Raw genomic sequence first — 16131 nt, forward strand, 5'->3', positions numbered from 1 at the left:
AGGGCGCATCGCTGCGCCCTTAAAGAGGAAATCAGTCGGCGTCGTAGCCGAGGTTAGGCGCCAGCCAGCGTTCGACCTCGCTCACGCTCATCCCTTTACGCGCCGCGTAGTCTTCCACCTGATCGCTCTGGATCTGCGCCACCGCGAAGTACTTGCTTTCAGGATGGCTGAAGTACCAGCCGGACACCGCCGCCCCCGGCCACATGGCGAAGGACTCCGTCAGCTCCATGCCGGTGTGGCGGTTGACGTCCAGCAGCTGCCAGATGGTCGCTTTCTCGGTGTGTTCCGGGCAGGCCGGGTAGCCCGGCGCCGGCCGGATGCCCTGATAGTTTTCGCGGATCAGCTCTTCGTTGCTCAGGCTCTCGTCGGCGGCATAGCCCCAGTGCAGCTTGCGCACCTGCTCATGCAGGTATTCGGCGAAGGCCTCCGCCAGGCGATCCGCCAGCGCCTTGACCATGATTTTGTTGTAATCGTCGTACTGCGCGTCGTACGCCGCCGCCAGCGCGTCCTCCTCCAGCCCGCCGGTCACCGCGAAGGCGCCGAAGTAGTCGGCCTTGCCGCTGCTTTTCGGCGCCACAAAGTCCGCCAGGCAGTAGTTCGGGAAGTCGGTTTTTTCCGTCTGCTGGCGCAGATGGCGGCTCACCGCCAGCACCTCGTCACGCCGTTCGTCGCGGTACACCTCCACGTCATCGCCGACGCGGTTGGCCGGGAACAGACCGTAAACGCCGCGCGGGTTGAGGCTGCGCTCGGCGGCCAGCCGATCCAGCATCTGATTGGCGTCGTGGAACAGGCGCTTGGCCTCTTCCCCCACCACCTCGTCTTCCAGGATGCGCGGGTATTTGCCCGCCAGCGACCAGGTCATGAAGAACGGCGTCCAGTCGATGTAGTGGCGCAGCGTCTCGATGCCGGCCGCCACCGGGAACACGCCGAGCTGCCGCGGCACCGGCGGCTGATAATCGGCCCAGTCCAGCTCCATGGCGTTGGCGCGCGCCTTCTGCAGATCGACCGGCGGCGTGCGCGGCTTTTTGCGCGCATGCTGAATGCGCACCGTTTCATACTCTTTGCGGGTGCGCGCCACAAACTCATCGCGCTGGGTGGCGGACAGCAGCGCCGACACCACGCCCACGGTGCGCGAGGCGTTTTGCACGTAGGTGGTCGGGCCGCTGTAGTTTTGTTCGATCTTCACCGCGGTGTGCGCCTTGGAGGTGGTGGCGCCGCCGATCAGCAGCGGCAGCGTAAAGCCCTGGCGCTCCATCTCTTTGGCCACGTTGACCATCTCGTCCAGCGATGGCGTGATCAGTCCCGACAGGCCGATGATATCGACGTTCTCCTCGCGCGCGGTGCGCAGGATTTTCTCCGTCGGCACCATCACGCCCAGATCGACGATTTCATAGTTGTTACACTGCAGTACCACGCCGACGATGTTCTTGCCGATGTCGTGCACGTCGCCCTTCACCGTCGCCAACAGGATTTTGCCAGCGGAGGTGCCCTGCTGCTTGCTGGCCTCGATGTAGGGTTCCAGGTAGGCCACCGCCTGCTTCATCACGCGGGCAGATTTCACCACCTGCGGCAGGAACATCTTGCCCTCGCCGAACAGATCGCCGACCACGTTCATCCCCGCCATCAGCGGCCCTTCGATCACTTCGATCGGGCGTTCGGCCTGCTGCCGCGCTTCTTCGGTGTCCAACTCGATAAATTCGGTGATGCCCTTCACCAGCGAATACTCCAGCCGTTTCTCCACCGGCCAGCCGCGCCACTCCGCCTGCTGCACCGCCACGTCATTATCTTTGCTGCCACGGTACTTTTCCGCCAGCTCCAGCAGGCGTTCGGTGCCGTCCTCGCGACGGTTGAGGATCACGTCCTCCACCGCGTCGCGCAGCTCGGCGCTTAAATCGTCATAAATCGCCAGTTGCCCGGCGTTGACGATGCCCATGTCCATGCCGTTGCGAATGGCGTGATACAGAAACACCGCGTGGATCGCTTCACGCACCGGATCGTTGCCGCGGAACGAGAACGACACGTTGGACACGCCGCCGGAGATCATCGCGTGCGGCAGGTGGGTTTTGATGTCGGCACAGGCTTCGATAAAGTCGACGGCGTAGTTGTTGTGCTCTTCGATACCGGTAGCGACGGCGAAAATGTTCGGGTCGAAAATGATGTCTTCCGGCGGGAAGCCGACGCGCTCGGTCAGAATGTTATAGGCGCGGCGGCAGATCTCGAACTTGCGCTCGCGGGTGTCAGCCTGCCCCACTTCGTCGAACGCCATCACCACCACCGCGGCGCCATAACGGCGCACCAGTTTGGCGTGATGGATAAAGGCCTCTTCGCCCTCCTTCATCGAGATCGAGTTGACGATGCCCTTGCCCTGGATGCATTTCAGGCCTTTCTCGATAACGGACCACTTGGAGGAGTCGATCATGATCGGCACCCGGGCGATATCCGGCTCGCCGGCGATCAGGTTAAGGAAGCGCACCATCGCCGCTTCGGCGTCGAGCATCCCCTCGTCCATGTTGATGTCGATGATCTGCGCACCGCTCTCGACCTGCTGGCGCGCCACGTCGAGCGCCTCATTGTATTTCTCTTCTTTGATCAGCCGTTTGAATCGCGCCGAACCGGTGACGTTGGTGCGCTCGCCGACGTTGACGAACAGGGTGTTGGCATCGATGGTCAGCGGCTCCAGGCCCGCCAGGCGGCAGGCGACCGGGATCTCCGGCAGCCGGCGCGGCGGCACGCCCTCGACCGCCTTGGCCATCGCGGCGATATGTTCCGGCGTGGTGCCGCAGCAGCCGCCGATGATATTGAGGAAGCCGGCCTGCGCCCACTCCCCGACCTGGCGCGCCATCTCGGCCGCATCCAGATCGTACTCGCCGAAGGCGTTCGGCAAACCGGCGTTCGGGTGCGCGGTGACGTAGGTCTCCGAGATGCGCGCCAGCTCGGCGACGTACTGACGCAGTTCGTCCGGGCCCAGGGCGCAGTTCAGGCCGAAGGTCAGCGGCTTGACGTGGCGCAGCGAATTGTAAAACGCCTCGGTGGTCTGGCCGGACAAAGTGCGGCCGGAAGCGTCGGTGATGGTGCCGGAAATCATGATCGGCAGTTCCCCCCCCAGCGCTTCGAATTCGGTTTCCACCGCAAAGGCGGCGGCCTTGGCATTCAGGGTGTCGAAGATGGTTTCGATCATGATCAGATCGACGCCGCCCTCCACCAGCGCACGGGTCGATTCGCGGTAAGCCGTCACCAGCTCGTCGAACGAGATGTTGCGGAACGCCGGATCGTTGACGTTCGGCGAGATGGACGCGGTGCGGTTGGTCGGCCCCAACACCCCGGCGACGTAGCGCGGTTTTTCCGGCGTGCGCGCCGTCCATTCGTCGGCGCAGGTGCGCGCCAGGCAGGCGGCCTGATAGTTAATCTCGGCGGACAGCGACTCCATGTGGTAGTCGGCCATGGCGATGGAGGTGGCGTTGAAGGTATTGGTTTCAAGGATATCGGCGCCCGCCTCGAGATAGGCGTAATGAATGGCGGCGATCACTTCCGGCTTGGTCAGCACCAGCAGATCGTTATTGCCTTTCAGATCGCTGCGCCAGTCGGCAAAACGCTCACCGCGGAAATCGCGCTCATCCAGACGATAGCTCTGGATCATGGTGCCCATGCCGCCGTCCAACACCAAAATGCGCTGCGCTAACTGGCGGCGCAGTTGTTCTACTCGATTCGTCACTGTAACCCCTTCCATTGCCATCCAGCCCATTGCTCAACTGCCGCAAAAACCAACGAGTCATCCTAGCACAGCTTGTAAGGACAAAGGGCCAGACGACAATTGAGAGTTTTTCAGGTTGTGCGCCAACACCTCCGATGAGCTGACGGCGACTTGCAATTCATCGACAAAAAACGAAAATGAATTCCATCATACGGAAAAAGGAATCTCACCCATGGCCACCCCTGCTCCCGCCAAACGCGGCAAGAAGCCCCGCGCAGCAGCCCCGGCCGCCAGTGCGGCGACCGGTCAGGTACAATCATTGACCCGTGGCCTGAAGCTGTTGGAGTACATTTCGGAAGCCCAGGGCAACGTGGCGCTGACCGATCTGGCCCAGCAGGCCGGCCTGCCGAACTCCACCACTCACCGCCTGCTCACCACCATGCAGCAGCAGGGATTCGTGCGCCAGGTCGGCGATCTCGGCCTGTGGACCATCGGCTCGCACGCCTTTGTGGTCGGCAGCAGCTTCCTGCAAAGCCGCAACCTGCTGGCGATGGTGCACCCGACGCTGCGCCGCCTGATGGAAGAGTCCGGCGAAACCGTCAACCTGGCGGTGCTGGATACCAGCGAGTACCAGGCGATCATCATCGATCAGGTGCAGTGTACGGCGCTGATGCGCATGTCGGCGCCAATCGGCGGCAAACTGCCGATGCACGCCTCCGGCGCCGGCAAGGCGTTCCTCGCCACCCTGCCGGACGATCAGGTAACCAAACTGCTGCACAAGAAAGGCATGCACACCTACACACCGCACACCCTGACGCCGCACAACCTGAAAGAGGGGCTGGCGCAGATCCGCAAACAGGGCTTCTCCTTTGACGACGAAGAGCACGCGCTCGGCCTGCGCTGCGTGGCGGCCTGCATCTTCGACGAGCACCGCGAAGCCTTCGCCGCCATCTCCATCTCCGGCCCGGTGTCGCGCATCACCGACGATCGCGTGATCGAGCTGGGGGCGCTGGTGATCCACGCGGCGAAAGAGATCAGCCTGGCCTACGGCGGCGTGCGCTGATCCACCCCCTCCGAGGGGCGCCCCTGCGCGCCCTCTCTCCTGATTCCTTACGCTGTTGTCAGCATGTAACAGGCTGTCGGCATCCTGTGTAGCGCACGAGAAAAAAGCTTGAAGCCGATCACAGTTAACGATCCTCACGGCGAAAGCCCATTGCAACCGCTCAAACTTCCTTCGACAATGTTACCGATAACATGTTACCGGTAACAAACAAGCTGAACGAAGGTAACGTCACCCGGTGTTTTGGAGCCAAGCCATGACCAACAATCAAAATCGCATTTACGTCGTTATGGGCGTTTCCGGCAGCGGCAAGTCCGCCGTCGCCGCCGCCGCGGCCCGCCAACTCTCCGCCGGCTTCCTCGACGGCGACTTCCTGCATCCGCGCAGCAACATCCTGAAGATGGCCGCCGGCGAAGCGTTGAACGACGACGATCGCGCCCCGTGGCTGGCCGCGCTCAACGACGCCGCCTTCGCCATGCAGCGCACCAACAACGTGTCGATCATCGTCTGCTCGGCGCTGAAAAAGCAGTATCGCGACCGCCTGCGCGCCGGCAACGGCAACCTGTCGTTCATCTATCTGCACGGCGAGTTCCCGGTGATCGAATCCCGCCTGGCGGCGCGTAACGGTCACTTCTTCAAACCGCAGATGCTGGTCACCCAGTTCGCCGCGCTGGAGCAGCCCGGCGCCGACGAGAGCGACGTGATGGCGATCGACATCAACCAGCCGCTGGACGCGGTGATCGCCGATACCGTGCGCCATATCCAGAGCTTCCTGCCGCAGGGCGTGTGCGCGTGAGTACCGTAACGCTGGTCGGTACCGCAGTCGGCTCGGTTTTACTGCTGTTATTCCTGGTGATGAAGGCGCGCATGCACGCCTTCGTCGCGCTGATGCTGGTATCCATCGCCGCCGGCATCTTCTCCGGCATGCCGCTGGACCATATTGCCGACACCATGCAAAAAGGCATGGGCGACACGCTGGGCTTCCTGGCGATCGTGGTGGCGCTCGGGGCGATGTTCGGCAAGATCCTGCATGAGGTCGGCGCGCTCGATCAAATTGCGGCGCAATTGCTGAAACGATTCGGACAAAGCAAGGCGCACTACGCGCTCGGCATCGCCGGCCTGATCTGCGCGCTGCCGCTGTTCTTCGACGTGGCGGTGGTGCTGCTGATCGGCATCGTGTTCGCCGTGGCGCGCCGCACCGACGGCAATATCGTCAAGCTGGCCATTCCGCTGTTCGCCGGTGTGGCCGCCGCCGCCTCCTTCCTACTGCCGGGGCCGGTGCCGATGCTGCTGGCTTCGCAGATGAAGGCCGACTTCGGCTGGATGATCGCCATCGGCCTGGTGGCGGCGGTGATCGGCATGCTGATCGCCGGCCCGCTGTACGGCAGCTTTATCAGCCGCTTCGTCAACTGGCCGATGCCACCGGAAGAGAACGAGCCGACGTTGACCAAGGGCAATCTGCCGTCGTTCGGCTTCAGCCTGGCGCTGGTGCTGTGCCCGCTGGTGCTGGTCGGCATGAAGACCATCGGCGCGCGGCTGGTCACCCCCGGCTCGCAACTGCAGCAGTGGCTGGAGTTTATCGGCCACCCGTTCACCGCCATTCTGCTGGCCTGCCTGATCGTGATTTACGGCCTGGCGAAGCCGCGCGGCATGAGCAACGAACAGACGCTGGCCATCTGCTCCGCCGCGGTGCAACCGGCCGGGATCATCCTGCTGATGACCGGCGCCGGCGGGGTGTTCAAACAGATCCTGGTGGATTCCGGCGTAGGGCCGGCGCTGGGTGACGCGATGATCGGCGCCGGCCTGCCGATCGCCGTGGCCGCCTTTGCGCTCTCCGCCATGGTGCGGGTGATTCAGGGCTCGGCCACCGTCGCCTGTCTGACCACCGTCGGCCTGGTGCTGCCGGTCACCAGCCAGCTCGGGCTGAACGGCGGGCAGTTGGCCGCGCTGGCTATCTGCATCGCCGGCGGCTCCATCGTGCTGAGCCACGTCAACGACGCCGGTTTTTGGCTGTTCGGCAAATTCACCGGCGCCAACGAACTGCAAACGCTGAAAACCTGGACGGTGATGGAAACGATTCTGGGCAGCGTCGGCGGCGCTATCGGCATGATTGCATTCACGATGTTTTAAATCCTAAATCGCCCCCGGCCTTGCACACCAGGGCTGCAAATCATCCCCGGGGGCACCGCCACAGGCGGCGACTATAACAACAGCAATGTGAGGAAGGCATGATTAACCCAACCTTGTCCCGTGTCACACAGCGCATCACCCACCGTTCCCAGGCCAGCCGCGCCGCCTATCTGGCGCGTATCGAAGCGGCCCGTTCCCAAACCGTTCACCGCGCGCAGCTGGCCTGCGGCAACCTGGCCCACGGCTTCGCCGCCTGTCAGCCCGATGACAAGACGGCGCTGAAAAACATGGTGCGCAGCGATATCGCCATCATCACCGCCTACAACGACATGCTGTCGGCCCACCAGCCGTACGAACACTACCCGCAGCGGCTGAAGCAGGCGCTGCAGGCGGTGGGCGCCGTGGGCCAGGTGGCCGGCGGCGTGCCGGCGATGTGCGACGGCGTGACGCAGGGGCAAGACGGCATGGAGCTGTCGCTGATGAGCCGTGACGTGATCGCCATGTCGGCCGCCGTCGGCCTGTCGCACAATATGTTCGACGGCGCGCTGTTCCTCGGCATCTGCGACAAGATCGTGCCCGGGCTGGTGATGGCCGCCCTCTCCTTCGGCCACCTGCCCGCGCTGTTCGTGCCGGCCGGCCCGATGAGCAGCGGCCTGCCGAACAAGGAAAAGGTGCGCGTGCGCCAGCTGTACGCCGAGGGCAAGGCCGATCGTCTGGCGCTGCTGGAAGCCGAGGCCGCCTCCTATCACGGCATCGGCACCTGCACCTTCTACGGCACCGCCAACACCAACCAAATGGTGATGGAAGTGATGGGCCTGCACCTGCCGGGCGCCTCTTTCGTGCATCCGGATACGCCGCTGCGCGACGCGCTGAACGACGCCGCTGCGCGCCAGGTGACGCGACTGACCGACACCGCCGGCAACTACCTGCCGATCGGCCGCCTGGTGGACGAGAAAGTGGTGGTAAACGGCATCGTCTCGCTGCTGGCCACCGGCGGCTCCACCAACCTGACCATGCATCTGGTGGCGATGGCGCGCGCGGCGGGCATCATCATTACCTGGGACGATTTCTCGGAGCTGTCGGAGGCGGTGCCGCTGCTGTGCCGCATCTATCCGAACGGCCCGGCCGACATCAACCAGTTCCAGGCCGCCGGCGGCGTGCCGCTGGTGGTGCGCGAGCTGCTGCAACATGGGCTGCTGCACGAAGACGTGCACACCGTGGCCGGTTTCGGCCTGCACCGTTACACCCAGGAACCCTGGCTGGATAATGGCCAGCTGGTGTGGCGCGAAGGCGTAGCCGGTTCGCTCGACGCCAGCGTAATCGCCAGCGTCGCTCAGCCGTTTGAGCATCACGGCGGCACCAAAGTGATGGCCGGCAATCTGGGGCGCGCGGTGATGAAAACCTCGGCGGTGCCCGCCGACAACCAGATCATCGAAGCGCCGGCGGTGGTGTTCGACAGCCAGCACGACATCGTGCCGGCGTTTGAAGCCGGCAAGCTGGATCGCGATTGCGTGGTGGTGGTGCGCTTCCAGGGGCCGCAGGCCAACGGCATGCCGGAGCTGCACAAACTGATGCCGCCGCTGGGCGTGCTGATGGATCGCGGCTTCAAAGTGGCGCTGGTGACCGACGGCCGCCTGTCAGGCGCCTCCGGCAAGGTGCCTTCCGCCATCCACGTCACCCCGGAAGCCTATACCGGCGGCCTGCTGGCGAAAGTGCGCGACGGCGATCCGATCCGCGTCAACGGCCGCAGCGGCGAGCTGCAGGTGCTGGTCGACGCCGACGAACTGGCCCAGCGCACGCCGTGCCAACCCGATCTGAGCGCAGAACACATCGGCTGCGGCCGCGAGCTGTTCGGCGCGCTGCGCAGCCAGCTGTCCGGCGCCGAGCAGGGCGCCTGCTGCATCACATTTTAATCGATAGACTGGCCGCATCGCCGCCTGGCAGCGGCCACAAAGGAGAACGTCATCATGAACAAGTGGAAAACAAGCGCCGAGCAGATCCTGACGGCGGGGCCGGTGGTGCCGGTGATCGTGATCAACAAGCTGGAACATGCGGTGCCGTTGGCGAAAGCGCTGGTCGCCGGCGGCGTGCGGGTGCTGGAAGTGACGCTGCGCACCGCCTGCGCCATGGACGCCATTCGCGCCATCGCCCAAGAAGTGCCGGAAGCGATCATCGGCGCCGGTACCGTGATCAATCCGCAGCAGCTGCGTGAAGTGACCGAGGCCGGCGCGCAGTTCGCCATCAGCCCGGGGCTGACCGGCGAGCTGCTCAAGGCAGCCACCGCCGGGTCCATTCCGCTTATTCCGGGCATCAGCACCGTTTCCGAGCTGATGCTGGGCATGGATTACGGCCTGCGCGAGTTTAAATTCTTCCCGGCGGAAGCCAACGGCGGCGTAAAAGCGCTGCAGGCGATCGGCGGCCCGTTCCCGCAGGTGCGCTTCTGCCCGACCGGCGGCATCTCGCCGGACAACTACCGCAGCTATCTGGCGCTGAAAAGCGTGCTGTGCATCGGCGGCTCCTGGCTGGTGCCGGCGGACGCGCTGGAAAGCGGCGACTACGCGCGCATCACCGAACTGGCGCGCGCCGCCGTCGCGGGCGCCCAGGCCTGATTTACATCGCAGCGGTGGCGGCCGGCAGCGCCGCCCCGCTGCGCTGGCTGAACCGCTGCTTCTTGCGGTAAGCGAACACGTCTTCCACGTGCCCCTCGCGGATGCGCTGCTGTAACCCGCGCCAATACTCCGCGGTAAACAGATCGCTGTGCAATTCTTCAAACACCTGCCGAATGCGCCGATCGCCGCACAGGAAGTGGCGGAACTCCTCCGGGAACACGTCGTTGGGCGCGATGCTGTACCACGGCTCGCTGGCCAGCTCGTCCTCCGGATAGCGCGGCGGCGGAATGTCGCGGAAGTTGACCTCGGTCATGTAGCAAATTTCGTCGTAGTCGTAGAACACCACCCGCCCGTGGCGCGTCACGCCGAAGTTCTTGAACAGCATGTCGCCGGGGAAGATATTGGCGGCGGCCAGCTGCTTGATGGCATTGCCGTACTCTTCGATCGCATCGCGCATCTGCTGGTCGTTGGCCTGCTCCAGATACAGGTTCAGCGGCGTCATGCGCCGTTCCATATACAGATGTTTGATCACGATGCGATCGCCGAGATCCTCCAGCTTGCCCGGCACTTCACGCTGCAGCTCCGCCAACAGCGCCGGGCTGAGGCGCGCCTTGTCGACGACGAAATTCTCGTACTCCTGGGTATCCGCCATGCGCCCGACGCGGTCATGCTCTTTCACCAGCTGATAGCAGGCCATCACCTGTGCCTGCGTCACCTCTTTTTGCGGGGCGAATTCGTCTTTAATCACTTTAAACACCCGATCGAAGGATGGCAGGGTGAACACCAGCATCACCATGCCCTTCACCCCCGGCGCGATAATGAACTGCTCCTGCGACTGCGCCATAAAGGTCAGGTATTCGCGATAGCATTCGGTTTTGCCGTGCTTCTGGCAGCCGATCGCCATGTACAGCTCGGCGGTGGTTTTGCCCGGCAGGATCTCGCGCAGCCACTCCACCATCGCCGCCGGCAGCGGCGCATAGACCATAAAATAAGATCGGGCGAAGCCGAAGACGATGCTGGCCTCGGCCTTACCGGTCAGGCAGGCGTCGATAAACAGCGCGCCCGACTCGCTGTGGTGGATAGGCAGCAAGAACGGATAAACGCCGTCGGCCAGACGCAGCTTGCCGACCAGCCAGGCGGCCTTGTTGCGATAGAACAGTTCGTTGGCGATCTGGAAGGTTGCCCCCGCCAACTGCTGTGCGCTGAAGGCGCGTTGCAGCGCCTGAGTGATGTAGTGAATATCGCGCGTCAAATCCTCCCACGGCAGCCGCAGCGGCAGATCGCTCAGCACGCTGCGCAGCATCGCCGGCAGATCGCCATTGGGGGTGAAATCGCGCGCCAGCGGACGCGGAATGTCGCGAAAGCGCCGCTCCGGCTGCGAACTGAAGACGAACAGCTTGTCCGGCGTCAGATCGCGGTGCTTGAACAGCCGACAGTAGACCGAGTTAAAGAAGCTTTCGGCGATCTCGAAGCGCGGGTAGTCCGGCAGCAGGTCGATATAGACCGCTTTGACCCGGCTGGGGAAGTCGGCGTCGAAGTATTTCTGCCCGGTGATGCATTTGAGCTGCTCCACCACCAGGCCGACGTGATGGTCGTACAGATGGATGCGCTTTTTCATCGCCTGCTGCACCGCCGGCCAGTCCGCCTGCTCGAAGCGCTGCTGCGCGCCGGCGGTCACTTCCAGAAAGCGGCCGTACTGCGCATCGAAGCCCTGCAGGATCGTCTGTGCGATCAACAACTCCAGTTTTGCCGCCATCCTTACCCCCGCCAGAAAAAGAAGCCTGCGCATGCAGGCTCCGGATGAAACGTCTTCAAGCTTGCCGCATCAGAACTGCTGTTCTTCCGTCGAACCGGTCAGCGCGGTGACCGAAGAGGCGCCGCCCTGAATGATGGTGGTGACCTTGTCGAAGTAGCCGGTGCCCACCTCTTGCTGGTGCGACGCGAAGGTGTAACCGCGATCCACCGCGGCGAACTCCGCCTGCTGCACCTTCTCGACGTAGTGTTTCATGCCCTCGCCCTGCGCATAGGCGTGCGCCAGATCGAACATGTTGAACCACATGCTGTGGATGCCCGCCAGCGTAATGAACTGATACTTGTAGCCCATGTCCGACAGCGCCTGCTGGAAGCGGGCGATGGTCTGGTCGTCGAGGTTCTTTTTCCAGTTGAACGACGGCGAGCAGTTGTAGGCCAGCAGCTTGCCCGGGTATTTGGCGTGGATGGCGTCGGCGAAGCGCTGAGCGGCATCCAGATCCGGCGTTGAGGTTTCGCACCACACCATATCTGCGTAGGGGGCGTAAGCCAGGCCGCGGCTGATCGCCTGCTCGACGCCCGCATGGGTGCGGAAGAAGCCTTCCGCCGTGCGCTCGCCGGTGACGAAGGCGCTGTCATACGGATCGCAATCGGAGGTCAGCAGGTCGGCCGCATCGGCGTCGGTGCGGGCGATAACCAGCGTCGGCACGCCGAGCACGTCGGCCGCCAGGCGCGCGGCGACCAGCTTCTGAATCGCTTCCTGCGTCGGCACCAGCACTTTGCCGCCCATATGGCCGCATTTCTTCACCGCCGCCAGCTGATCTTCAAAGTGCACCCCGGCGGCACCGGCGGTGATCATCGCTTTCATCAGCTCGAAGGCGTTCAGCACGCCGCCGAAGCCGGCTTCCGCATCGGCGACGATCGGCAGGAAGTAATCGGTATAGCCTTTGCTGCCCGGCTCAATCTGGTTCGCCCATTGGATCTGATCGGCGCGGCGGAAGGTATTGTTGATGCGCTCGACCACCTTCGGCACCGAGTCCACCGGATACAGCGACTGGTCAGGGTACATGGCCGCCGCGCTGTTGGCGTCCGCCGCCACCTGCCAACCGGACAGGTAGATAGCCTCGACGCCGGCCTTGGCCTGCTGCAGCGCCTGGCCGCCGGTCAGCGCGCCCAGGCAGTTCACGTAGCCTTTGCGCGCCTTGCCGTTCAGCAACGCCCACAGTTTGGCGGCACCGTTTTGCGCCAGAGTGCATTCCGGGTTGACCGAACCGCGCAGGTTGATCACGTCTTCGGCGCTGTAAGGGCGGGTGATGCCTTCCCAACGGGCCGATTTCCATTCCTGTTCCAGCTGCTGAATCTGTTGAGAGCGAGAGGTAGACATAATTTTTATCCTTTCAGTCGTGTAGGGTTGATTGGGAAAATTCAGGCCAGCAGCTCATAGCCGGGCAGCGTCAGGAAATCGATTAACTCATCTTGCGTGGTGATGCGCTCCATCAGGCGCGCCGCCTCTTCGTACCGGCCGGCGTTAAAGCGCGCTTCCCCCACTTCTTCACGCACCACCAACATCTCTTCTTGCAGCATCTGGCGGAACAGCGCCTTGGTGACCGGGCGCCCGTCGCTCAGGCTCTTCTCGTGGTGGATCCACTGCCAGATAGACGTACGGGAGATTTCCGCCGTGGCCGCATCTTCCATCAAACCGTAAATCGGCACGCAGCCGTTGCCGGAGATCCAGGCTTCGATGTACTGCACCGCCACGCGAATATTGGCGCGCATCCCCGCTTCGGTACGCTCGCCGTCGCACGGTTCCAGCAGCTGTGCGGCGCTGATCGGCGCGTCTTGCTCACGCAGCACCTCCAGCTGGTTTTGGCGATCGCCCAGCGCTTTGCCGAACACTTCCATCACCGTGTCCGCCAGCCCCGGGTGCGCCACCCAGGTGCCGTCGTGGCCGTTGCTGGCCTCCAGCTCTTTGTCCGCCCGCACCTTGTTCAGCACCCAGGCGTTTTTCTCGGCGTCTTTGCTCGGGATAAACGCCGCCATGCCGCCCATCGCGAACGCGCCGCGCTTATGACAGGTTTTGATCAGCAGGCGCGAATAGGCGCTGAGGAAAGGTTTCTCCATGGTCACCGACTGACGATCCGGCAGCACGCGATCGCCGTGATTCTTCAGCGTTTTGATATAGCTGAAGATGTAATCCCAGCGGCCGCAGTTCAGACCCACGATGTGATCGCGCAGGTGGTAGAGGATTTCGTCCATCTGGAACACCGCCGGCAGGGTTTCGATCAGCACGGTCGCTTTGATGGTGCCGCGCGGCAGATCGAAACGATCCTCGGTAAAGCTGAAGACATCGCTCCACCAGGCCGCCTCTTCCCAGGACTGGGTTTTCGGCAGGTAGAAATACGGGCCGCTGCCCTTGGCCAACAGTTGGCGATAGTTGTGGTAGAAGTACAGCGCGAAATCGAACAGGCCGCCGGGAATGGCTTCATCACGCCACAGCACGTGCTTCTCCGGCAGATGCAGGCCGCGCACGCGAGCGATCAATACCGCCGGGTTCGGTTTCAGCTGGTAGATTTTGCCGGCTTCATTGGTGTAGGAAATGGTGCCGTTAACCGCATCGTGCAGGTTGATTTGGCCGTCGATGACTTTGTCCCAGCTTGGCGCCAGCGAGTCTTCGAAGTCCGCCATAAACACTTTTACGTTGGCGTTAAGCGCATTGATCACCATCTTGCGCTCGACCGGACCGGTGATCTCGACCCGGCGGTCACGCAGATCTTGCGGAATGCCGCGGATCTGCCAGTCACCTTCACGAATGGAAGTGGTTTCCGAAATAAACCCCGGCAGTTCGCCGCGATCGATATTTTGCTGCCAGCGGACACGCGCCGCCAGCAGCTCGTTGCGCCGCGGCGTGAATTTCCCCACCAGTTCCGCCAGGAATTCAACCGCTTCATCGGTCAACACCTGGCGCTCCGCTGCGGCGAAACCCTGCGTAAACCTTAACTCCGTGCCTGCTATCTGTTGCGTCATGACCTTGCTCCTTCCCATCGTTGCGCCCGCGCGACCGGCGCATTTTCATCAGAAATCACTGTGGATCAGGGCGGATGAAACGACCCTCAACTGGTCAGATCTCATCCCGATAGCTCTAAGAATACTCAACAAAAAATAAAAATCAAAAACCATTTCCATTTTATTATTAAATATTTTATTAACACTTTATTATCAATTGGTTAGATAAAATAACAATAATGACAGGTAAGGAAATCGCTTCCAGTAACTTTGTGAAGACGCACTAACGCCTTGTTGAACAAAGAATTTACTGGAGAAGTGACGGATAAAAAGAGGATCTTGCAGAGGATCAACGGAGCGGCGGCCTCGATTCAGCCGCCGGCAGGCAGAAAAGATCAGTCGAGCGTCGGATTCATATGACGCAGATCGTACGGCGTGATCTGGTAGACGTAATAGTTGAGCCAGTTGGAAAACAGCAGATGGCCATGGCTGCGCCAGGTGGCTTTCGGTGTCAGTGCGGGGTTGTCATCGGGGAAGTAGTTGAGCGGAACGGCGGGATCGAGGCCAGCTTCGTGGTCGCGACAATACTCCCCCGCCAGGGTCAGCGCATCATACTCCGGATGGCCGGTGACGAACGCCAGGCGCTTATCCCTGCTGGCGAACAGGTAGGCGCCCGCCTGTTCGGATTCGGCCAGAATATCCAGGTCGGTATATTGGCGAATCACCTCGGTCGGGAAATCGGCATAGCGTGAATGCGGCGCCAGGAAACTTTCGTCGAAGCCGCGCGTCAGCAACGCATGCTGCTGTAGCGTTTGGTGCGGGTAAACGCCGGAGAGCTTCACTTCGCGCGTCATCTTGGGAATGCCATACAGAATATTCAACGCCGCCTGTACCGCCCAGCACACGAACAGCGTGGAGGTAACGTGGTGCTTGGCCCAGTCGATCACCCGTTCGATCTGTGGCCAATAGGCAACATCGCAGAAATCGACCAGCCCCAGCGGCGCGCCGGTGACGATCAGACCATCGAAGTTCTCGTTCTGGATATCCTCGAAGTCGCAGTAGAAGTTATTCAGATGCTCGGCCGGCGTGTTCTTCGATTCGCGGCTGTCGATACGCAGCAACTGGATATCAATCTGCAGCGGCGAGTTGGACAACAGGCGCAGAAACTGGTTTTCCGTTTCGATCTTCTTTGGCATCAGGTTGAGGATCAGCACTTTCAGTGGCCTGATTTCCTGTGTTTTTGCCCGCGAGGATGTCATCACGAAGACATTCTCACCGCGCAAGAAATTGACCGCAGGTAACTCATCAGGAACACGAATCGGCATTGCTTAACCCTCACACATCCATTTATACGTTTAGACTTCTAGATGCCCGAAGATAGCGTTTTTTTCCGTCGCTGTCGAGCATTCAGCGGAAAGGTGAAAATGTTTCATTGCGCGATCTGCGCCAAGATATGAGTAGAGAGAGTAAAAGGACTGAAAAGCAAAAAGGCCATCCTTTCGGATGGCCTCTTGGCTTATTTGATGCTTGGCAGTGTCCTACTCTCGCATGGGGAGACCCCACACTACCATCGGCGCTACGGCGTTTCACTTCTGAGTTCGGCATGGGGTCAGGTGGGACCACCGCGCTATTGCCGCCAAGCAAATTCTTTTTTCTGCCGAACTTCTAAACCCACTTTAAATAAAGTGGTGCTGATACCCAGAGTCGAACTGGGGACCTCACCCTTACCAAGGGTGCGCTCTACCAACTGAGCCATATCAGCACGCTTAATTTGATGCCTGGCAGTGTCCTACTCTCGCATGGGGAGACCCCACACTACCATCGGCGCTACGGCGTTTCACTTCTGAGTTCGGCATGGGGTCAGGTGGGACCACCGCGCTATTGCCGCC

10 protein-coding genes, 1 tRNA gene and 2 rRNA genes are annotated in these 16131 nt (G+C 62.0%); 5 read left to right on the forward strand and 8 right to left on the reverse strand.

The window, feature by feature from the left end:
• Positions 1-31 precede the first annotated feature (31 nt).
• Positions 32-3727, reverse strand: a complete 3696-nt coding sequence (metH, locus tag ACJ8HN_RS18130) for a methionine synthase (RefSeq protein WP_442523779.1) — start codon at positions 3725-3727, stop codon at positions 32-34.
• 196 nt (positions 3728-3923) lie between these two features.
• Between metH and iclR the strand changes: the two genes are divergently transcribed.
• The 5 genes from iclR (at position 3924) to ACJ8HN_RS18155 (ending at position 9490) form a co-directional block, all read left to right on the forward strand.
• Complete coding sequence (gene iclR, locus ACJ8HN_RS18135) at positions 3924-4754, forward strand: glyoxylate bypass operon transcriptional repressor IclR (protein WP_004936648.1); 831 nt, start codon at positions 3924-3926, stop codon at positions 4752-4754.
• A 253-nt stretch (positions 4755-5007) separates the two neighbouring features.
• Positions 5008-5547, forward strand: coding sequence for a gluconokinase (gene gntK, locus ACJ8HN_RS18140; protein WP_442523780.1), 540 nt, complete (start codon positions 5008-5010; stop codon positions 5545-5547).
• Positions 5544-6881, forward strand: a complete 1338-nt coding sequence (gene gntU / locus ACJ8HN_RS18145) for a gluconate transporter (protein WP_033649721.1) — start codon at positions 5544-5546, stop codon at positions 6879-6881. Before gntK ends, gntU begins: the two co-directional genes overlap by 4 nt.
• Before the next feature lie 98 nt (positions 6882-6979).
• Positions 6980-8794: a phosphogluconate dehydratase gene (gene edd / locus ACJ8HN_RS18150; RefSeq protein ID WP_442523781.1), complete on the forward strand. Its 1815-nt coding sequence runs from the start codon at positions 6980-6982 to the stop codon at positions 8792-8794.
• A gap of 54 nt (positions 8795-8848) precedes the next feature.
• Positions 8849-9490 carry a bifunctional 4-hydroxy-2-oxoglutarate aldolase/2-dehydro-3-deoxy-phosphogluconate aldolase gene (locus ACJ8HN_RS18155; RefSeq protein ID WP_039569706.1) on the forward strand — a complete coding sequence of 214 codons (642 nt, stop codon included), beginning with the start codon at positions 8849-8851 and terminating at the stop codon, positions 9488-9490.
• A 1-nt stretch (position 9491) separates the two neighbouring features.
• On the opposite strand, the gene aceK is transcribed toward ACJ8HN_RS18155, so the two are convergent.
• The 7 genes from aceK to rrf (ACJ8HN_RS18190) all read right to left on the reverse strand — a co-directional run.
• Positions 9492-11246, reverse strand: coding sequence for a bifunctional isocitrate dehydrogenase kinase/phosphatase (gene aceK, locus ACJ8HN_RS18160; RefSeq protein ID WP_442523782.1), 1755 nt, complete (start codon positions 11244-11246; stop codon positions 9492-9494).
• A gap of 69 nt (positions 11247-11315) precedes the next feature.
• Complete coding sequence (gene aceA / locus ACJ8HN_RS18165; protein WP_004936630.1) at positions 11316-12623, reverse strand: isocitrate lyase; 1308 nt, start codon at positions 12621-12623, stop codon at positions 11316-11318.
• A 41-nt stretch (positions 12624-12664) separates the two neighbouring features.
• A complete protein-coding gene (aceB, locus tag ACJ8HN_RS18170; protein ID WP_033654729.1) occupies positions 12665-14263 on the reverse strand; it encodes a malate synthase A in 1599 nt (532 codons plus the stop codon).
• Positions 14264-14637: 374 nt separating this feature from the next.
• Positions 14638-15567, reverse strand: coding sequence for a homoserine O-acetyltransferase MetA (metA, locus tag ACJ8HN_RS18175; protein WP_033654730.1), 930 nt, complete (start codon positions 15565-15567; stop codon positions 14638-14640).
• A 200-nt stretch (positions 15568-15767) separates the two neighbouring features.
• Positions 15768-15883: ribosomal RNA gene (gene rrf / locus ACJ8HN_RS18180) — 5S ribosomal RNA — on the reverse strand.
• Positions 15884-15928: 45 nt separating this feature from the next.
• Positions 15929-16004: transfer RNA gene (locus tag ACJ8HN_RS18185), tRNA-Thr, on the reverse strand.
• A 14-nt stretch (positions 16005-16018) separates the two neighbouring features.
• Positions 16019-16131 (reverse strand): 5S ribosomal RNA (gene rrf, locus ACJ8HN_RS18190); the annotation flags it as partial.

It is taken from the genome of Serratia sp. CY29653 (assembly GCF_052169255.1).
GTDB classification, from domain to species: Bacteria; Pseudomonadota; Gammaproteobacteria; order Enterobacterales; family Enterobacteriaceae; genus Serratia; species Serratia sarumanii.